The sequence below is a fragment of the Hydrogenophaga sp. LT287 genome, assembly GCF_055702805.1.
The window spans coordinates 1-19852 of sequence record NZ_JBVPZC010000001.1 but is presented as its reverse complement, the minus strand read 5'-3'; the positions used below and the strand labels follow the sequence as shown (position 1 = coordinate 19852).

Genomic DNA, 19852 nt, shown 5'->3' with positions numbered 1-19852 from the left:
TCAGTCAGTCCACTGCAACGAGACGAACAAATTGCGTCCTGGCGTCGTGAAGCCGTTCGCCAGTGAATAGGTTTTGTCGCCGAAGTTGTTCAACCGGGCAATGACGCTCCAATTTTTATCCCACTGATAGCTGGTACCCAGGTTGAGGACGCCATACCCAGGCAAGGTGACGTTGCTTGCGGAGTCAAAACGATCTCCCGAAAGCCTCAATTCGGCAAATGGCCCCCATGCGCCAACACGATGATTTAGCTGGGCACGGACCGTATTGCGCGCCACTCGGGATACCCGTGCATTGGTCGGCTTCAAACGCGGATCGGCGTAGTCATAGGAAGTGGAAAGATTTGTGTCCGCCCACGACCGGTCCCAGTTGAACGTCACACCTTTCAGGACCGCCAGGCTTGACTGGGCATTGGTCGCTGTGTTGATGAACCCTTTGACGTCGTTCTGGTACACCACGACACCCGCCCGGTTTGAACCTTCGCTATATCGAAGACCGATCTCATGGGACTTGCCTTCCTGCGGTTTAAGCGCCGTGTTGCCAAAGCCAGGGAAATACAACTGGTTGAATGTAGGCGCCTGAAACGTAGTGCCCGCATTTCCCACCAACCGCCAAGCGCTATTGAGCTTGTACCCCCCGGAGACAGACCAGGTGTTGAAGCTGCCGAACTGTGAATTTTTGTCATGTCGCACGGTCAACAGTGCATCCCAATCCTCGGCGCGCTTCGCGCAGGACGCCACAAACCCGCGCGTCGTACGTTCACGAATGGTGTAGGGGGTAGAGCTGTCCACCTCGTCCCGGCGTTGTTCAGCCAGCAGCGTTAGGGTGTCCTTGCCGATGCGTAGGTCGTTTTGCCATGACAACTGCCGGCGGGTGGTGTTGAATCTGCTCTCCCCCGCCAGGGTGTTGTCCGACTCCCGCCAATAACGACTGGGCGAAAAATCCCTAGATTGCCCCACTTTCACAGTGGATAGCCAGTCCGGGCTCCATTTTGCGGCCCAGTCGAGCGACAGCTGGCGTATCGAGGGCTCATTGACCGCCCGGAGATTGCCTGCGTTGGTGCCTGTCGGCGCGGGAAGAGGCGCTCCGTCAAATTCGTACTCGCCTTCACTGGCCAGCAATTTGAAGTTGAGCACATGCCGCTCGCTAAGCGTCCACTGAAGGCTGCCGTCCACACTCGTGAAGCGGTAACCATCTTCGTCTTTGTTGAAACCTGACGCTGCTGGCGTCTTCACATTGATGCCGTCGGCACGTTCCTCCGAAGCACCCAAGCTGTATCCCCAAGCGCCGCTACGACCTTGAAGGTTGGCGCCAAACTGGGCTTGCCCATCGCTACCCAGCCCTACCGTCACAGACCTGTGCAATCCGTCGGCAGGTTCCCGAGTAAAAACCTGAATCACTCCGCCAACAGCATCGGGGCCGTAAAGCGCAGCTGCTGCGCCACGCAGCACCTCCACCCGTTCGATGCGCTCCAGTGGCAAGCTTTCAAGAGAGAACGAACCCAGAGTGGCCGAGCCCACACGTACACCGTTTACCAGCAAAATAGTCTGCGAAGCAGAGGCTCCCCGGAGCGACACATTGGTGGAAGACCGGTAGCTGCCATTGGTCACCAGCTGAACCCCTGGCAATACCGCCAAAACATCGCCCAACGATTGAAGCCCAGCGTTTTGAAGTGCCTCGCGGTCAATGATCGACACATCGGCCAGCACATCGGTGAGTGGCTGCTCAACCCTCGTGGCTGTGACCACGGTTTCACCCAGTGTGGTGACAGGCAGATTTTGGGCGTGAGAAGAAAGTGTGGCCAGAACAGCCAGCGAGAGCACGGCCAAAGGCGCGCGCAGAGGACGATTTTTCATGAAAAACTAACAACGGATGTGCCGTCACCGCCTTCCCCGACGGTGCATGAGCGTCACGGCGGCGCGTCCTTTTCAGACGCACCGCCACCTCGTTGGCCGGTATCCGGGCTGGCAGAACGACCTTCATCACCTTCCCAGGCGCTTGGCAGCGCCCAGTGGTTGTGAGATGAAAGCGGAGTCACCTGAAATGGCTTCAGGGTTCTCGTCTGCTTACCGTTGCGGGGGCAGCGCAGGTTAGGTCGGTTCATGTGAACTTTCCCTCCTGCTTCCCGTTGAACTGCGGCATGTGAACCACACCGCGAGCACCAACAGCGTGCATTCTAAAGCGTGAGAACTTGCGACAACCCTACAATGTGAAAACTTCGAACCGACACCATGGCAGATCCCAAGCACCTTGACCAGATCACCGAGCGCGTAGAGCGCTTGCTGCTGCGCCATGAAGAGCTGCAACGCACCAACACCCTGCTGCACGAGCAGGTTCAAGCGCTGCAGGCCGAGCGCGACTCGCTCAAGTCACGGCTCAATGCGGCCCGAGCCCGCATCGACGCGCTGCTGGACCGCCTGCCTCAGCCAACAGCTAGCGCGGCGCACACCGCAGCAGACACACCCAGCAAGGACCGCGCATGAACAAGCCTGCGAGCAAACAAATTGAAGTGCAGATCATGGGCCAGAGCTACTTGCTGGCCTGCCCCGTGGGGGGTGAGTCTGCGCTACTCGATGCGGTGGAGCGCGTGGACACCGCCATGTGCCGCATCCGCGATGCCGGCAAGGTGAAGGCGCGCGACCGCATCGCGGTGCTGGCCTCGCTCAACCTCGCGTTTGAGTTGTCGCAAAAAGAATCCACCACCACCGCCGCGGCACCGGCGGCTGCGCCGAGCAACGGAGCCATGCTCAACGGCTCTGCAAACGATGCCTCCCCGCACACCCAGACCCGCCTGGACGATCTCATGCGGCGGCTCGACAAAACCCTGGGCAGCGACGGCCAGCTGATTTGACGCTGGACCGTTGCACCGACCACCCGATGTCATCAACAAGGGCCGATTGGCCCTTCTTTTTTATCTGAACGCAAACCGCACAAGCCCTGTTCAGGGCCTACAATTTGTCTGTCTGCAGTGCGCGTCGGGCTTTATATTTCCTTGAACCAATGCTCATAGAGCCCGGGCTTGGTACATTGCGTGGCGGGTGTGAGCATCTCGCGTCAGATGAACCCGAAGTCACGCTGCCCTTGCCCACCTGAACCCCGGTTCAGGATGCCGGTCCGGCGGCACTTGCAGACACCCTATTCTTCAGGTTTGGCGTTCGGCGGCGAAAGTTGAGCGTAACTTTCACCAATCCCCCATGCTGCTTGACCCCTTGCTGATCGCCCAACTCGTGCTGTTGGGCCTGTGTACCGGCTTTCTCGCCGGCTTGCTGGGCATCGGCGGCGGCATGCTCATGGTGCCGTTCATCACCATCATCCTCAGCGGTCAGGGCGTTGCTCCTGACCTCGCGGTCAAGATGGCGATTGCCACGTCGATGGCCACCATCATCTTCACATCCATCTCCAGCGTGCGTGCGCACCACAAGCGCGGCACGGTTCGCTGGGACATCGTCAAACGCCTGGCGCCCGGCATTGTGCTGGGTTCTGCGCTGGCCAGCGTGGGCGTTTTTGCGCTGCTCAAAGGTGCCTGGCTGGCCCTGTTTTTCGCGGCTTTCGTCAGCTTCTCGGCCACCCAGATGCTGCTCGACAAAAAGCCCAAACCGTCTCGCACCTTGCCGGGCACTGCCGGGCAGATCAGCGCGGGGACGGTCATTGGTTTTCTGTCGGGCCTGGTGGGCGCCGGCGGTGGGTTTGTCAGCGTGCCCTTTATGACGTGGTGCAACGTGGCCATTCACAACGCCGTGTCCACCAGCGCCGCCCTGGGCTTTCCCATCGCACTGGCCAACGCGCTGGGCTATGTGGTGGCGGGCCAGGGCGTGGCTGGCTTGCCCGCAGGCTCGCTGGGCTACATCTCATTGCCCGCCCTGGTGGTGATCGCCACAGCCAGCGTCATCATGGCCCCGCTGGGGGTTCGGGCCGCCCATGCTTTGCCCGTCAAATCACTCAAACGGGTGTTCGCGAGCATCCTGTATGTGCTGGCGGCCTACATGCTCTACAAAGGCCTCAGCGTGTGAGTGCGCGCACTGGGCGCGCCAGGCGCCCAAAATTCTCAGGCATGCAAGGCGGTTGAGGACACCACAACACCGTCCTCGTCCGCGTAGAGCCATTCGCCAGGCCGCACCCAGACCCCTTGAATCTGAACCGCCACATCGCGCTGCCCTTCGTTGCGCTTTTCGGTAGGCAGCGGCATGGCCGCCAAGGCGCGGATACCCGTCTGGCACAGGGCCAACTCGGCCACATCGCGCACGCAGCCGTCCACCACCACGCCGGCCCAGCCGTTGCGCGCGGCAGCAGCGCCCAGGTTGCCGCCCACCAAGGCACGGCGCAATGAACCGCCGCCATCCACCACCAGCACACGGCCTTCGCCCGGGCTGTCCACGGCAGCCTTCACCAGGGTGTTGTCTTCAAAGCATTTGACGGTGACCACCCGGCCTGCAAAACGTTGCACGGCGCCGAAGTCTCGAAACACCGGCGGCAACACCCGGAAGGCGCCAGAAGCGTCGTTTTTGTGCGCGTCGCAGAGATCGCACGTAGCGAAAGCAAGGATTGAAGTAGAGGTTGTTGGCATGGCAAAACACAAGGGGGAAAGAAAAAAACTTTGACTTGATTTTGAGTCTGTGCGAAGGCTCTGACAGACCCCTTGCAGCGACTGCGGGCAAAAATGTTGTTTTCGTACGCAATAACCCCACTGCTTACTATGAAAAACTGCAAAAAACAGCGTTCGCCACCTTGGAATGGCGATGCAACTCTATTAGCATCCGAGACACCGGTGTGAGAGCGCATTTTTGCACTGGCGCACATTCCACTTCTAGAAGGAAATACAACCATGGCAACTGCGAAAAAAGCTCCTGCGAAAAAAGCGGCTCCCGCCAAGACGGCTGCGGCACCGGTCAAGAAAGCTGCTCCAGCCAAAGCGGCTGCAGCACCTGCAAAAAAAGCAGCACCTGCGAAAAAGGCAGCTCCTGCCAAAAAAGCAGCCCCAGCCAAAAAGGCTGCGGCGCCTGCCAAGAAGCGCACCCCCAATGCCGCCTTCATGAAGGCCATGACCCCCAGCGCAGCGCTGGCCGCCATCGTGGGCGCAACCCCGCTGCCACGTACCGAGGTGACCAAGCAGGTCTGGGCGTACATCAAAAAGCACAACCTGCAAGACGCAGTGAACCGCCGCATGATCAACGCCGACGCCAAGCTGAAGGAAATCTTCAAAAAGGCCCAGGCTTCGATGTTCGAGATGACCAAGATGATCAACGATCACCTGAAGTGATCTGACGCGAATGCCCATGGCTTTCGGGCCGGGCTTGAAGCAACAAAAGAGCCGGCGAAAGCCGGCTCTTTTGCTTGGGGCGCAGCACAGGAACCGAGCGTGGCCCTGGAGCAGAAGGCACCCCAAGATAAATGCGGGCAGAGCCAATCGCGCATCCGATATATGAGAAACTGAATACCATAATTACTACCAATGAGGTATGACTTCCCCATCGTCCCCGCCCCTCCTGTCGGCTGAAAACTTCGCCCAAGAAGTCCTTTCAGCCCCGACGCTTGGACTGCACCAATACAAAGTGGTGCTGGTGATCGATCTGGTGGAATCGGTGCACCTGATGGCGGCCAACGAAGCGGCTGTGGTTGAACGCTGGATGGGTTTTATGCGCCATGCTGAGCACGATGTGCTGCCCCGCCAAAACGGGCGCTTGGTGAAAAGTCTGGGCGATGGACTGCTGGCCGAGTTTGACCACCCTTCCCAGGCGGTGCAAACCGCCATGGCGCTGCACCGGTATTTCGACCCCGTCAACCAGAGCCTGCCCGCCGCAGAGCAGATGCATCTGCGCGCAGGCATCAACGCTGCCCATCTGTATGTGGACACGCACGACGTGTACGGCCACGGCGTGAACTTGGCTGCACGCGTGGCAGACCTCGGCGCACCGGGAGACACCGTGGTCACCGCAAGCGTGTGCGACGGCATCGTGGACGGCATCGATGCGCAGATTGAAGACATGGGTGAGAGCTACCTCAAGCACTGGCCAGAACCGGTGCGAACCTGGCGCGTGCATCCCGTGGAAGAGGCCAAAATGGTCTGGCGGCACGCCCAACGCGAAGCCGTACCGATCGACTTTCGCCCTTCCATTGCGGTCGTGCCCTTCGAAGCGCGCAACCCTTCACCGGAATACTTCGTTATTGGCGAGCTAATTGCCGACGGCGTGATCGCACAGCTCTCCCGCAGCCAGGATTTGCGCGTGATCTCGCGCCTGTCCACCACCGCTTTCAGGGGGCGCAGCACCAGCCATGGCGAGATAGATGCCCGGCTGGACGCAGCCTTCGTGCTCAGTGGCAACTACACCACTTTGGGCAGCAAGGTGGTCATCATGGTCGAGCTGGCGGACACCCGCCGAAACGAGGTGTTGTGGGCGGAGCGCCTGAGTGGCGACACCATGGACCTGATGGAAGTGCACAGCGAATTGATGGCCACCATCAGCACCGCCTGCGCCCGTGCCCTGCTCAATGCCGAAGTACAGCGCAGCCTGGTGCTTCCCCTGCCCAAACTGGACAGCAACAGCCTCATGCTCGGGGGCATCACGCTCATGCACCGCTCCACCCCGCGCGATCTGAAGCGCAGCCGCCAATTGCTCGAAGCTGTGGCTGAGCGACACAAACGCGTGGCCGCGCCCTGGGCCTGGCTGGCCAAATGGCACATCATGCAGGTGGTGCAAGGCCTGACGTCCAACCCCGCCGACGACTTCCGCCGAGCGATGAGCGTGGCCGACAAAGCCCTCGACCTGGAGCCCAACAGTTCCATGGCGATGGCGATCAAGGGGCACGCCATGTGCCACCTTGGTCACGACCTGGATGCGTCCAAAGCGCTGTTGAACAATGCCACGCAGATGAACCCCAACGATCCCATGGCGTGGCTCTACCGTGGCTTCTGGTCCTGCATGTGGGGGAACGCCACGGTTGCGGTTTCCGAGTCGGAGCAGGCACAAAGCCTCTCGCCGGTGGACCCGCAGCGTTTCTACTTTGAAATGCTGCTGGCCAACAGCTACCTGATGGCGGGACAACTGAGCGACACCATTTCGATGTGCCAGTCGTCATTGCAGAAGAACCGCTACCACGCGCCCACGCTGCGCGCGCTCCTGACGGCACAACACGAGTCCGGCCAGACCGCCGAAGCCCGCAAGACCTTTGACGTCTTGTTGTCGCTGCAGCCCGACCTGACGGTCTCCAAGTTCCTTTCCTACGGAAGCACGAGCTCTTTGCGCCAACGCGGTGCGGAGGCGCTGAAAAGTCTGGGCCTGCCTGAACATTGATGAGGGGAAAATCATGAGCGGTATGAGCGGTATGAGCGGTATGAGCGGTATGAGCGGTATGAGCGGTATGAGCGGTATGAGCGGTATGAGTGGCATGAGTGGCATGAGTGGCATGAGTGGCATGAGTGGCATGGGAGTCGTCACCGTGGAGTCGACCATCCTCAGTCGTGCCGCCACCGTTGGCCCTTTTCGCGGTGCGGTGCTCCACGCCAACGAACCAGGTTTCGACAAACCGACCAACCTCGCCCTGTGGGCCGATGGGCCTCGCATCGAAGCCTGTTTCAGTGAACTCACCGAAGGTCTGTCTTTCAAGACCCGCAACGGACCCAAAGAGGCTGAACTGGGGTTTGCCAACTTGCAAGCCACCAACATACAGCGCCAGCTTCTGGTGAGCCTGCGCGCGCCCAGCAAGGGGCAGTTCAAGAAACAACTCGACTTGGTGGCCGCCTACGCCGACCTGCGCGCCGATCGCGCTGCAGAGGTGGTGGCGCAAATGGGGCTCCCTGTGGCGTTTTGGTCGTCTGTGGTTGGGCTCACCGCCCACCGCCACCCCAAAACGCGCCAACTCATGGAACTGGTGTATTTGCTGTGCGTGCAAACGGAAATGCGTTTCAAGCACATCTTTGCCTGCCTGCGGCCTGTGGCGTTGTCGCCCCAGATCCAGCCCATGATCGAAACACCAGGCCATGGCAGCTGGCCCAGCGGGCACGCCACGGAGGCATTTGCGATCGCCTTGCTCCTGGAGAAACTGCTGAACGCCGCATCCCACCCGGACGCCGCACTCCCCAACGGCACCGCTTGCCGAGAAGATCTGCAACGCCTGGCCGCACGCATTTCAACCAACCGGGTGGTGGCGGGTCTTCATTTCCCCGTGGACAGTGCCTGCGGGCGCCTGCTGGGCACCGCGCTGGCCGAGTTCCTGGTGGCCCGCGCCACGGGCGGCAAAGTGCACGCGAGCGGCTTCAATGCCCGCGATTACCAAAAGGCCGACGGGCATGCACTCGATTTCAGCCTGCATCAGTCGCTCGACGACGGCCAGATCGGCTATTCGCGCGCGGGCAGCGGCTACTCTGTAGGCAGCGCCCCGCTGCTGGGCTGGCTTTGGGAGGAAGCGCTCAAGGAGTGGGCATGAAGGCCACGCCACCTAAACCTTGGCAGCCCCTGCCAAAGGGCGTTTTCACCGGCACGAATTGGAGCCACCCCGGCGCCACTGCCAGCGAAGACCCGTATCTGATTTGGGCCGAAAGCGAGGACTTTGCCGGCTACCGCCTGGGTTCAGGTCGCAAGCCGCCCAAGTGGCTGCCCATCGTGATCGAGCTCACACCCCAGGCTACCGTGCGCGCGCTGGTGGACGCTGCGTCCACGCGCTGGCTGCAAATCCCACGGGCATACCTCAACGCCAACCTGCCCACGCTGCGCTATTGCACAGCCCGCGTGCGTTCGGCCTTCTTTGACCACCTTCGGCACAACGCCCACCTGCGCAGCCTGATTCAGCGTTACGAGCTGGGCTTGCCGGTGGGGCAATACACCCATGCCATCGCGCATCCGTGCGCCAAACAGGAGCGCGTGAACGAGCCCGGGCCGGCGTCCTCACCCGACGCACGGCTGACCGGCAAAGTCCTGGGCGTGATCGACGGCGGCCTGGCCGTGGCCAACGCCACCTTCCGCAGCAACCACGGGAGCGGTCCCACCCGTGTGCAGCACTTGTGGCGGCAGAGCAACTGCCATGGCGGCGCCTGGCCTGGGCAGGCGGTGCGCGGGCGCAACGCGGTGGCACTGGACCCCGCACGTGCCGGCCCCACCCCAGACGACATGGGCTATGGCCACGAACTCACCAGCGCAGCCATCAACCAGGCCATGGCCCAACACTCACACCAAGGGCAGCTGGACGAAGAGGCGCTTTACGCCTACCTGCAAATGGAGGACCTGAGCCGCCCGGTCAACCACGGCACCCACGTGACCAGCCTGGCCGCGGGCGCCGGTCTGCCGCTGAGCCCACACCATGACGAAGCCAGCCAGGTGAGCCTGGTCGCCGTGCAGCTCGACTGGGCCAACGTGCTCGACACATCCGGCGGAGCCCTGAACGTCAGCGTTCTCGACGGCCTCATGTTCATCCTGGCCCGGTGTGCCGATTCGGCCGAGGTGGTGGTCAACATCAGCTGGGGCACGCTGGCTGGCCCGCACGACGGCAGCTCCATTCTTGAAGCTGCCATGGACCAGTTGATTGAATTGCGAAACGGTCGTCTGCAGATCGCCGTACCGGCGGGCAACGCGTACCAGAGCCGCACCCATGCCAACGCCACGCTGCAGCCTGGTCAGTCCCTGACCTTAAATTGGCGCGTGCTGCCCGACGACCACACCGAGAGCTTCCTGGAACTATGGCTGCCAGAGGGCGCTGAGGGCGTGACGGTGGCCGTCAGGCCGCCAGGCCATGCCCAATCGCTGCCGCCCGTGGGCATGGGTCAGTCGGGTTTGTGGGGAGGATGTTCTTCATCGAAAGGGCCAGACGCAGCCCCGGTGTGTGGCCTCATCTACCCCAGCCGTTCGGCCCTGGGCCGGCAAGGCACCTGCGCCCTGCTGGCACTGGCACCCACCTTCAGCCACAGGGCATCCGTCACCACCGCACCCTTTGGCAAGTGGGAAATCACGCTGACCAACAGGGGTGAACAGGCCGTGGTGTTCGACGCCTACATTGAACGGGACGACGTGGTGCTCGGCCAAAACACCGGAGCCAAGCAGTCGTATTTTGAAGACGCGCTCTACGACACCAGCGGCAACCCGGAAGCCTGGGTAGACCATCCAGGCAACCCCACGCCCATTCGCCGCAGCGGCACGTTCAACAGCCTGTCCACGGGGAAACGCACCGTGAGCGTGGGCGGCACGCGCCGCGAGGCCGACCCCAAGAGCCCTGTGAGTCCGTTCGCGCTGTATTCGCCCCAAAAGCCCGACCCCGACGCTGGCCGCCCCCAACGCCCAGGCGTGAAAAAGGTGCCGGACAGACTGGCCGCAAGCGACGACAACCCGGCGCTTTGGGGCGTGCTGGGTGCCGGCAGCCTGAGCGGCAGCGTGGTGCGCTTGGCGGGCACCAGTTCGGCTGCGCCGCAAATCGCTCGCGAGCTGCTCAATCGCCACTGAACTCCCTGGGAAAGGGACACTTGGCCTGCCTGCGGGAGGCAGCCTGGTGTGGCGCTACCAGCGCGCGGGCAATGGCTTGAGCAGCCAGATCCAGCGTTCGCGCACTGCGATGTAGCCGCCCGCCTCCAGGTCGCGCAACAGGCGGCTCACCATTTCCCGCGAGCAAGCCAGGTGCTGAGCCATCGTCTGGTGGGTGAGCCGCTCTTGCAGCACACGCTCGCCGTTGGCGTCGTACTCACCCGCCATCTGGTTGAGCAAACGCACCAGCCGGCCATACACATCGATCAGGGCAATGCTGCGGGCACTTTCGGTGGCGAGCCGAGCGCGGCGAATGACACGCCCCAGCAACTCCATGGCAAATTCAGGCTCTTCAGAGATGTAGGCCAACAGCGTGGCGCGGGTCACCACCGAGCAAATGCTGCTCTCCAAGGCTTCCACGTTGGCGGAGCGGGGCCCGCCATCCAGCGACATCTCACCCACGTATTCCAGCGGGCCATGCACGCCCAAGGTCAGCTCTTTGCCGGTGTTGTCGGCTAAAAACGAACGCAAGCGCCCCTGTTGCACGATGTAAATCGTGTCCCCGACCTCGCCCTCTTGAATGAGAAGTGCCCCACGCCGGTAACGGCGCGGCGTGCCAAGCGCCGCCAGCGCTTCAACATGGCGGGTCGGGAGGGAACTGTCAGGCAGAGCGGTGTTGGGGGGCATCCAGCGTCACGGGTGGGCAAAGTCCGTGACATTGTGGGGCATGGGTGTGATGATTCGCAAGGCAGGCACCACGGGCGGCAGGCTGTTGACCCGGCGCATGAGCTGGCGGATGCTGGCGCACCCGGTTTTTTCGCGCAGCGATTTCACCTGGCTGCGCACCGTGGATTGCGCCACGCCGTTTTCCTGGGCAATGTCGGGCACCGCCAAGCCCCGGCACAGCCCGATCAGCACCAGCTCTTCGCTGGGGCTCAGGCCTTGTGCTCGGGCAAACATGCGGACCGCGAGGTTGTCGCAAGCGTTTTGGCGCGACAACAGCACCAACACCGAAGGCGCGTCATTTTCGAGCGGGTGGCTCAGGGGGATGAAAGCAGCGGGCAGTTCGCGCCCTTCCAGGTTGAGCAACACCAGGCGGCGCTGCCCCCGGCAAGCGTGTTCGATCGCGAGTTCGATCTCTTCGGTGAGCTCGGTGGTGGCGCCCATCAGCACATTGCCGTGAGAAAAAACGATTTTCCCCCCGTGCAGTTCGTGGCGGGCGAGGTGGTTGGTATGCTGAATGCGGCCCTTGGGGTCCACGACGAGGATGCCGTAATCGATCTCGTCAAGCACCCGCAGCATCTGGCTGAAACCCAGCCCCGGCGACAGAGACCTCGAGGTGTTCGCCTGTGCGCTGGTACCCCATCCCATTTCGTTCGCTGGCCACATGGTCATCTCTCCTTCAAGGTTGATGACACTTTAGGCAGGAAGCGCAGCCACAGGGTGTACCGTGGTACCACCATAGTTGTGATTTATTACCCGAAAGTTTGCATCCATACAACTTTCAAACAAGGCTGAAATACCAACACAGTCCCTCGCACAAGAAGGAACGTCGCCGGTTTGACCCGCTCAGGCCTGCGCCCTGAGCGCGTTGTTGCGAATAGCGGTGAGCGTGCCACGGGTGGTGATGACCTCAGGGTCCAGCCGCACCTCAATGACCGTTCCAGTCGTTGCCATCAGGGCTCGCTGCAAGCCAGGCTCAAATTCGGCTGTGTGGTTCACGCATTCGGCCGCATAACCGTAGGCGCGTGCCAGCGCGCAGAAGTCGGGGTTGGCCAGGCTGGAGCCGCTCACATGCGCGGGGTATTCGCGCTCCTGGTGCATGCGGATGGTGCCGTAGGTGCCGTTGTTGAGCAGCAAGATGATGGTCTTGGCACCGTGCTGTACAGCCGTGGCCAGCTCCTGGCCATTCATCAAAAAATCACCGTCGCCGGCGATGGTGAAGACCGTGCGCCCGGTGAGGATGGACGCTGCAATGCCGGCGGGCACGCCGTAGCCCATGGCGCCATTGGTGGGAGCCAGCTGGGTCTTGTGGCCTTTGGCCAGACCGGTGTAGCGGTAAAAGCGGTGCAACCAGCTGGCGAAATTGCCCGCGCCGTTGCTCAGCACGGCATCGCTCGGCAAGTGGCGCTGCAGGGTGTGGATGATCGCCGGCATGTCGATCGTGCCCGGCAACTGGATGCCGCCGTTGGCCTCGTCCACATTGGCTTCAAAGTCGGCATGGCAGGCCTGCGTCCATTGGCCCCAGGCCACACCCGGTGGTGCCGTCAACACTTCCAGGCTGCGCGCCGCCGCGTTCATGGTGGCGTTGATGGCCAGTGTGGCCTGGTACACGCGGTTCAGCTCTTCGGCGCCGGCGTGGATGTGGACCAGTTTCTGTTTCGGCACCGGCGCTTCGACCAGCGCGTAGCCGCCCGTGGTGGCCTCGCCCAGGCGCGGGCCAATGGCGATCAGCAGGTCGCTGTCGCGCACGCGCGCAGCCAGCGCGGGGTTGATGCCCAGACCCACGTCGCCGGCGTAGTGGGGGTGGTGGTTGTCAAAGCAATCTTGAAACCGGAACGCATTGGCCACTGGCAGCTGCCAGTTTTCAGCAAAGCGCTGCAGCGCAGCGGCAGACTGCGGCGTCCAGCCGCCGCCACCGGCGATCACCAGCGGGCGCTCGGCCTGCAACAGCAGTTCGCGCAAGGTGCGCAGCGCGCCCGGGTCGCTCCAGGCTTGCACCGGCTCCACACGCGGCAGCGGCTCTGCCTGCACGGTTTGCGTCAGCATGTCTTCGGGCAGCACCAGCACCACGGGGCCAGGCCGGCCGTTCATGGCGGTGGCAAAGGCCCGCGCCACATATTCGGGAATGCGGCGGGCGTCGTCGATGCGCTCCACGCGTTTGGCCATGCCTTTGGTGCTGGGGCCGAAAAAGCTCAGGTAGTCGACCTCCTGAAAAGCCTCGCGGTCTCGCGCGTCGCTGGCCACATCGCCCACAAACAGCACCATGGGTGTGCTGTCCTGAAAGGCGGTGTGCAGACCAATGGAGGCATTGGTTGCGCCCGGTCCGCGCGTCACAAAACACACGCCCGGACGGCCGGTGAGCTTGCCCTGGGCTTCGGCCATGAAGGCGGCGCCGCCCTCTTGCCGGTTGATCACAAAACGGATGCGATCGGCGTGGGCGTGAAAGCCGTCCAGCACGGCCAGGTAACTTTCACCGGGCACCCCAAAAGCGTGGGTGGTGCCTTGGGCAATCAGGCATTCAACGAGCAGGTGGCCAGCGAGTTTTTCGGTCATGCCGTCCATTGTGCCGTGGCCCCGCCGTCAGGCTGTCCTGCGCCCGACACCCACCGCCGCCAGCACCGAAATGGCCAGCACCACGGCCGCCCCGGCCAGGGTCAGCGCGTACCAGCCGCGGTCCATGAAGGTGCCAAACACCAGCGGTGAAATGGCAAAGCCCACATCCAGTCCCGAGTAGACCGTGCCATAGACCCGGCCCGTGGCGCCTTTGGGCGTGGCTTTTTTGATCATCATGTCGCGGCTGGGCCCACCCACGCCCACGGCAAACCCGGTGGCAGCCAGCGCCGCCATGGTGCCCACAGCACCCAGCCAGCCGGTGGCGCACACCAGCAACAGGACGGCACCACTGGACATGGAGATGGCCACGACCCGGTCACTCGACCAGCGGTGGCTGTGTCCATAAGCGGCCACGAAACCACCCACCAGCATGCCCAACGCACCACACAACATGTAGGCACTGACGGTGAGCGTGGCCGCTTCCACGCTCACGCCGTGCATCGCTTTCAAAATGGAGGGTGCAAAGCTTTGCACCACGGCCAGCGTCATGGTGGACAGCAGAAAGAACGCAAAGCACCACCACACCACCGGCAGTTTCAGGTAGGCCAGCTCGGCGCCCTTGGGCGCGTCGGCATGGCGCACAGCTACCTCGGTGCGCAGCTTGTCGCGCTGCCAAAACAGCAGCCCCAGCACGCCCACATACAGCAGCGCCGCAGCGTAGTAAGCCACCCGCCAGTCGGCCAGCGCGGTGATGCCCACCAGAAACACAGGCGCCAGCGCCCAGCCCAGATTGCCGGTGAGCCCGTGCGCGCTGAACGCGTGGCCCAGGCGCGCGGGTGACACGCGCTGGTTGAGGATGGTGAAATCGGCCGGGTGAAATGGCGCGTTGCCCAGGCCTGCGAGCATGGCGACCAGCACCAGGCCACCGTAGCCCGTGGCCTGCGAAGCAGCGAGTGCGGCCAGCAGAAAAAGGCTAACCGCCGCAAACAGCACAGGGCGCGCACCAATGCGGTCCACCACAAAACCCGCCATGGCCTGGCCTGAGCCCGAAATCACGAAAAAGATGCTCATGAGCAGCCCCACGTCGGAATAGCTCAGGCCGAAGTCGCGCATGAACACCGGAAACAGCGGCGCCAGCAGCAAATGGGAGAAATGCGAGGTGCCGTGGGCCAGGCCCACCAGGCCAATCACGGCGGCGTCCTGCTTCAACGGGACGGGATTGGCGAGCGCCGTGGCATTCAGGGTGGCAGTGGTCATGTCGGCATGTTACGGGTGGTGCTGCGGGCTGAAATGCGCTAAAAAGACAAGCATTGTTGAATTTCAGCCAACCCACCGCCCTGGAGCCACCGCCCATGCAACGCCGACCACCCCGCCGCGCCGTTCCCCTGGGCGACTCGAAGCACTTTCAACCCAGCCCCGCACAGCCCATACGCTGCCGCCCGCGCCTGCTGGAGAGCGAAAACCAGCTCGAAACCCACGACCACCCCTGGGGCCAGCTGGCCTACTGCGCCAGTGGCTTGCTGCGGGTCACCGTGCTGGCCAATGGCGCGTTGGGCACCGACCAGCACAGCCCGGAAACCACCACCATCGTGCCGCCTTCCCGCGCGCTGTGGATTCCCCCCGGCGCCAAACATGCGGTGACGATCGTGGAAGCCGCCCAGCTGCTCACGCTGTATGTGGACGCCAGCGTGGTACCCGCGCACTGGACCCGCTCGCGCGTGCTGGTGGTGTCGCCATTGCTGCGCCAGCTTATTTTGGCGATCGACCAGCCCCATCTGAACCAGCCCGCCACCCGTGCCCAGGCCGTGCACACGCTGCTGATTGCCGAAATGGACCACGCCGCCACACAGCCACTGGGTGTGCCCATGCCCAGCGCCCGCCACGGGGACCGGCGCCTGCGGGCGGTGTGTGAGGCGGTGATGCAGAACCCCACGCAACACGCCACGCTGGCCGAATGGGCGTCGCTCAGCGGCGCCAGCGAACGCACGTTGGCACGGCTGTTTCGCGACGAGCTGGGCACCAGTTTTCAGCGCTGGCGCCAGCAAGTGGTGCTGGCACACGCACTGCCCATGCTGGCACGAGGCCTACCGGTGAGTCAGGTTGCTGCGGCCAGCGGCTACGCGAGTGACAGCGCCTTCAGCGCCATGTTCAAAGCGGCCTTGGGCCAACCACCCACCCGCATGGGTGCCCGCGCCGCGGACCCACACTGAGCCTGCGGGTCTGCCTGGCGGCCTTCAGGTCAGCGCCCACAAAGCCCCCGCGCCTGCGCATCCCAGCACCACCCACAAGGGAGAAAGCCGCCAGCGGATGAGTGCCAGCAGCGCCAACAGGGCCAGCGCGAAGTCTGCCGGCGTGTGAATGGCGCTGGGCCACACGGGATCAATCAGGGCGGCCACCAGCAGACCCACCACGCCGGCGTTCAAGCCCGTCATGGCGGTGCGCACGCCAGGGCGCTGGCGCAGTGCCTCCCAAAACGGCAGCAGCCCCACCACCAGCAGCAAGGCTGGCGCAAACACCGCCAACAACAGCAGTGCCCCGCCCTGCCAAGGCGCGAGCGGGCCCAGCACCGCCGGGTTCATCACCGCGCCGAGGTAAGCCGAAAAGGAAAACAGCGGGCCCGGCATGGCCTGGGCCGCACCGTAGCCGGCCAGGAAATCGGCCGCATCCACCGCGCCGCTGGGCACCACAGACGACTGCAGCAGCGGCAGCACCACATGCCCGCCACCAAAAACCAGCGCGCCGGCGCGAAAGAAACCGTCCACCTGCGCCAGCAGCGCAGAACCGCTGCCTGCGGCCCACAGCGGCAAGCCCAGCAACGCAGCAGCCAGCAACAGCAACGCGGCCCAACCCGCTGCGCGTGGCAAGCCAAAACCCCGGTGCGTGTCAGCGCCGGCGCCGGCCTGGGGTGGTGGCAGCCAGCGGGCTCCCACCGCAAGACCCGCCAGCGCACACACCGCCATGGCCAGCAGCTGGCCCCAGGCCAGGCCTGCGCCGGTGAACCATGGCACGCCCAAAGCCAGCGCAGCAGCCACCAAAGCAAGCGCACGACGTGCCGCATCGGGGCACAGGCTTCGGGCCATGCCCCACACCGCCTGCGCCACCACCGCCACAGCGGCCACCTTCAGCCCATGCAATGCGCCTTGCCACAGAGGCGAAGCCTGCAGCGTGGCCAGCTGCGTGACCCCATAGGCAAAACCCACCATGAGCACAGCAGCCGGCAGCGTGAAGCCCAGCCAGGCCGCCGCCAAACCGCCCCAGCCCGCCCGCTGCCAGCCGAGCACCATGCCCACCTGGCTGCTCGCTGGGCCGGGCAAAAACTGGCACAGCGCCACCAGATCGGCGTAGCTGCGCTCGTCCAGCCAGCGCCGGCGCTCGACAAACTCGGTGCGAAAAAAAGCCAGGTGGGCCACGGGGCCGCCAAACGAGGTGCAACCGAGGCGCAGAAAGATCAGAAAAACAGCAACGACCCGCTGAAAGCGGGACGACTCGTCATGCACCGGGCGCTGCGGCATCACCGCCCCCGCTGGTCTGAGCGCCTGCAGGATGGGACAGCAGTTCCAGCACACGCTCGGGCGGGCGGCACAGACGGACCCCCAACGGCGCCACCACAATCGGGCGGTTCACCAAAACGGGGTGCGCCACCATGAAACCGATCAGGTCCGGTTCGGTCCAGTTGGGGTTGCCCAGGTCGAGCGTCTCGTAGAGCGCTTCTTTGCTGCGCATCAGATCGCGTGCGGACATGCCCATGGCGGCCAGCCATTGGGTCAGCTGGGAGCCGCTGAACGGAACGTTCAGGTATTCCACCACCTGAGGCTGGACACCGGCCTCGTGCAGCATCGCCAGCACCTTGCGCGAGTTGCTGCAGCGGGGGTTGTGGTAGATCGTGATGGGCGCGTGCATGGGCGGGCAAATGGTGTGTGTATCTTCCAAAACCTCGCATTCAAACACACCCCGCACCCAGCCCCGGCCTGTCGGTGTTGCGGTGGCGGCCTGAACGGCCGCGCCTATCAAGCTTCAACGGTAAGCCAGGCGTGCCTGCTTCATGTCGATGAGCCCTTGCACCACCTTCTCCAGCGCGTCGTGGCGCAGGCTGCGCATGCCCTCGTTCACGGCGGTGTCGAAGATCTCGGAAGGCCGTGCCCGGCTTTGAATGAGCTGCTTGATGGCCCGGCTGTTTTGCAAAATTTCGTACACACCCAACCGGCCTTTGTAGCCTTTGCCCGCGCAATGTTCGCAGCCCACGGCGTGGCGCGTCTGGATGCTGCCAATCGTCTCGGCGCCGGTGGCCTTGAGCAGCCTGGCTTGCGCCTCTTCGCGGCTGAGTGCGCTGCCGTCCATGTATTCACTCAGCAATTCTTCCCAAGCGGCCTGGTCCAGCGGTTGGCTTTGTGCGCAGTGCGGGCACAAAGCCCGCACCAGCCGCTGCGCCACGATTCCCAGCAACGAGTCGGCAAAATTCATCGGGTCCATGCCCAGGTCCAACAAGCGCACCACGCTCTCGCTGGCGTTGTTGGTGTGCAGGGTGGACAGCACCAGGTGCCCTGTCAGTGACGCTTCAATCGCAATCTTGGCGGTCTCGGCGTCGCGCACCTCACCAATCATGATGATGTCTGGGTCGGCACGCAAAAAACCGCGCATGGCGCTGGCAAAGGTGAGGCCGATCTTGGGGTTCATCTGCACCTGGCGCAGCCCCGGCTGGGTGATTTCAATCGGGTCTTCCGCCGTCCAGATCTTGCGCTCGGCGGTGTTCACCTCAGCCAGCATCGAATGCAACGTGGTCGTTTTGCCCGAGCCGGTGGGGCCGGCCGCCAGCACCATGCCGAAAGAGCGCTGTGAAAACCCCGCAATCAGCGCTTGGTCGCGCGGCTGCAGACCCAACTGGGCGAGCGGCAGGGGCTTGGCCGACTCCAGCAACCGCAGCACCACGTCTTCCAGGCCGTCGTGCGTGGGCATCACCGCCACACGCAGTTCAAGCGCCTTGCCGCCGAACTCCGAAAAATCGATCTTGCCGTCTTGCGGGCGGCGGCGCTCTGCAATATCGAGCCGGGCCATGATCTTGATGCGCGAGACCAGTGGCCCGCGCAGCTTGGCCGGCACCCATAGGTAGGGCTCCAGATCGCCATCGCGGCGGAAGCGGATCGCCGTCAAGGCGTCGCCCGGGTTGCTTTCAATGTGGATGTCCGAGGCGTGTGTGCGCTGTGCCTCGGTGATCATCTGGTTCACCAGGCGCACCATGCCCGCCGACTCGCTGGCCGATACCAGTTGCTCGGCTTCCGCGCCACTGCCCACCTCCACCATGGCCTGCATCACCAAATCGTCCAGCACAGCGTGTTCCGGGTTGGCATGGGACGTGGGTTGGGGCATCAGGCGCCGTCGAACCTCGGCGACGATGGCCGCCGGGCTGTTGGTGTGTCCGCTCTGCGCCAGTTTGTCCTGCACCGCCAGCCGCCGCTCAATGGCTTCACGGCTGGCCCACACCAGGCTCACCGAGTGCCCGGTGATGGAGCACAGTTGCTGGTGCAGTTCGGCGCTGGTGGGCGCACACGAGGCCACGAAAAACTGCTCGTTGGCCATGCCCAGCGGCACCACCGTGAGTCCGTGGGCTTCACGCAAAGGCAAAATATCAAACGCATGGGCTTCGCAGTTGAACCCCAGCACATCCACCTCAACCAGGCCCGCCACACGCGCCAAAGCCCGGTGCAGCTCGTCGCTGGTCAGCAACAGACGCTGCACCAGTTCAGGCGAACGCGAGCGCAGCAGGTCGGGGTCTTCAGCGGCCAGCTGCTCCAGCGTGGCAACATCCAAAATGCGCAACTGGCGCAGCGCCTCGCGCAGATTCACAATGGGCAACCGGTGTTGGGACTCAATGGCCACCATCAACAGTGGCAGGTTGTAAACAGACTGCCAAGCGCTGGGCGCAGACACGCCATGCTCCAATTCCATCGGGGAAGAAAATGTCATCCGGTTTCCTCAAGGTTGATCACTTCGTTTGCTCACCAATGAACTTAGGGCAACGCTGATTAAGTACTGCTCGAGCGTGGTGTTTACCTGTACCGTTGCAGTACAGACGAACAGGCAGATGAAGATGAAACAGCAAACCCTTGCCATGGCCGCCGATCAAGCTGAAGGTTTTGAG

At 63.4% G+C, this 19852-nt stretch carries 17 protein-coding genes, 1 other RNA gene and 1 riboswitch; of the genes, 9 read left to right on the top strand and 9 right to left on the bottom strand.

What is annotated here, in order from left to right:
• Positions 1-1854: a TonB-dependent receptor plug domain-containing protein gene (locus AC0GNR_RS00090; RefSeq protein ID WP_472898989.1), complete on the bottom strand. Its 1854-nt coding sequence runs from the start codon at positions 1852-1854 to the stop codon at positions 1-3.
• A 77-nt stretch (positions 1855-1931) separates the two neighbouring features.
• A riboswitch (cobalamin riboswitch) is annotated at positions 1932-2179 on the bottom strand.
• Between the two features lie 50 nt (positions 2180-2229).
• On the opposite strand from AC0GNR_RS00090, the gene AC0GNR_RS00085 reads away from it, so the two are divergent.
• The 4 genes from AC0GNR_RS00085 to AC0GNR_RS00070 all read left to right on the top strand — a co-directional run bounded on the left by AC0GNR_RS00085 (position 2230) and on the right by AC0GNR_RS00070 (position 4008).
• Positions 2230-2481 (top strand): DUF904 domain-containing protein, encoded by a 252-nt coding sequence (locus tag AC0GNR_RS00085; protein WP_472898988.1) that lies wholly within the window; start codon positions 2230-2232, stop codon positions 2479-2481.
• On the top strand, positions 2478-2849 hold the full coding sequence (locus tag AC0GNR_RS00080; RefSeq protein WP_472898987.1) for a cell division protein ZapA: 372 nt from the start codon (positions 2478-2480) through the stop codon (positions 2847-2849). Before AC0GNR_RS00085 ends, AC0GNR_RS00080 begins: the two co-directional genes overlap by 4 nt.
• A gap of 106 nt (positions 2850-2955) precedes the next feature.
• Positions 2956-3135: non-coding RNA, 6S RNA (ssrS, locus tag AC0GNR_RS00075), on the top strand.
• Positions 3136-3192: 57 nt separating this feature from the next.
• Positions 3193-4008 (top strand): sulfite exporter TauE/SafE family protein, encoded by an 816-nt coding sequence (locus AC0GNR_RS00070; protein WP_472898986.1) that lies wholly within the window; start codon positions 3193-3195, stop codon positions 4006-4008.
• Between the two features lie 35 nt (positions 4009-4043).
• On the opposite strand, the gene rraA is transcribed toward AC0GNR_RS00070, so the two are convergent.
• Positions 4044-4562 (bottom strand): ribonuclease E activity regulator RraA, encoded by a 519-nt coding sequence (rraA, locus tag AC0GNR_RS00065; RefSeq protein ID WP_472898985.1) that lies wholly within the window; start codon positions 4560-4562, stop codon positions 4044-4046.
• A 258-nt stretch (positions 4563-4820) separates the two neighbouring features.
• Here rraA and AC0GNR_RS00060 point away from each other — a divergent pair, with 258 nt between their 5' ends.
• The 4 genes from AC0GNR_RS00060 to AC0GNR_RS00045 all read left to right on the top strand — a co-directional run bounded on the left by AC0GNR_RS00060 (position 4821) and on the right by AC0GNR_RS00045 (position 10422).
• A complete protein-coding gene (locus tag AC0GNR_RS00060) occupies positions 4821-5255 on the top strand; it encodes an SWIB/MDM2 domain-containing protein (RefSeq protein ID WP_472898984.1) in 435 nt (144 codons plus the stop codon).
• A gap of 199 nt (positions 5256-5454) precedes the next feature.
• The gene (locus AC0GNR_RS00055) at positions 5455-7287 is read left to right on the top strand and encodes an adenylate/guanylate cyclase domain-containing protein (protein ID WP_472898983.1); all 1833 of its coding nucleotides are present in this window, start codon (positions 5455-5457) and stop codon (positions 7285-7287) included.
• A 13-nt stretch (positions 7288-7300) separates the two neighbouring features.
• Complete coding sequence (locus tag AC0GNR_RS00050; RefSeq protein WP_472898982.1) at positions 7301-8419, top strand: phosphatase PAP2 family protein; 1119 nt, start codon at positions 7301-7303, stop codon at positions 8417-8419.
• Positions 8416-10422 carry a S8 family serine peptidase gene (locus AC0GNR_RS00045; RefSeq protein ID WP_472898981.1) on the top strand — a complete coding sequence of 669 codons (2007 nt, stop codon included), beginning with the start codon at positions 8416-8418 and terminating at the stop codon, positions 10420-10422. Before AC0GNR_RS00050 ends, AC0GNR_RS00045 begins: the two co-directional genes overlap by 4 nt.
• Before the next feature lie 54 nt (positions 10423-10476).
• On the opposite strand, the gene AC0GNR_RS00040 is transcribed toward AC0GNR_RS00045, so the two are convergent.
• From AC0GNR_RS00040 to AC0GNR_RS00025, 4 genes are all read right to left on the bottom strand, one after another.
• Positions 10477-11127, bottom strand: coding sequence for a Crp/Fnr family transcriptional regulator (locus AC0GNR_RS00040; RefSeq protein ID WP_472898980.1), 651 nt, complete (start codon positions 11125-11127; stop codon positions 10477-10479).
• A gap of 6 nt (positions 11128-11133) precedes the next feature.
• Positions 11134-11829, bottom strand: coding sequence for a helix-turn-helix transcriptional regulator (locus AC0GNR_RS00035; RefSeq protein ID WP_472898979.1), 696 nt, complete (start codon positions 11827-11829; stop codon positions 11134-11136).
• 180 nt (positions 11830-12009) lie between these two features.
• Complete coding sequence (locus AC0GNR_RS00030) at positions 12010-13716, bottom strand: thiamine pyrophosphate-binding protein (protein ID WP_472898978.1); 1707 nt, start codon at positions 13714-13716, stop codon at positions 12010-12012.
• A gap of 27 nt (positions 13717-13743) precedes the next feature.
• Positions 13744-14973 (bottom strand): MFS transporter, encoded by a 1230-nt coding sequence (locus AC0GNR_RS00025; protein ID WP_472898977.1) that lies wholly within the window; start codon positions 14971-14973, stop codon positions 13744-13746.
• Between the two features lie 95 nt (positions 14974-15068).
• On the opposite strand from AC0GNR_RS00025, the gene AC0GNR_RS00020 reads away from it, so the two are divergent.
• Positions 15069-15926, top strand: coding sequence for an AraC family transcriptional regulator (locus AC0GNR_RS00020; RefSeq protein WP_472898976.1), 858 nt, complete (start codon positions 15069-15071; stop codon positions 15924-15926).
• Positions 15927-15950: 24 nt separating this feature from the next.
• On the opposite strand, the gene chrA is transcribed toward AC0GNR_RS00020, so the two are convergent.
• The 3 genes from chrA to AC0GNR_RS00005 form a co-directional block, all read right to left on the bottom strand.
• Positions 15951-17228, bottom strand: coding sequence for a chromate efflux transporter (gene chrA / locus AC0GNR_RS00015; protein WP_472898975.1), 1278 nt, complete (start codon positions 17226-17228; stop codon positions 15951-15953).
• Positions 17206-17646, bottom strand: a complete 441-nt coding sequence (gene arsC / locus AC0GNR_RS00010; RefSeq protein ID WP_472898974.1) for an arsenate reductase (glutaredoxin) — start codon at positions 17644-17646, stop codon at positions 17206-17208. Before arsC ends, chrA begins: the two co-directional genes overlap by 23 nt.
• Before the next feature lie 84 nt (positions 17647-17730).
• The gene (locus AC0GNR_RS00005; protein WP_472898973.1) at positions 17731-19677 is read right to left on the bottom strand and encodes a GspE/PulE family protein; all 1947 of its coding nucleotides are present in this window, start codon (positions 19675-19677) and stop codon (positions 17731-17733) included.
• Positions 19678-19852 lie beyond the last annotated feature (175 nt).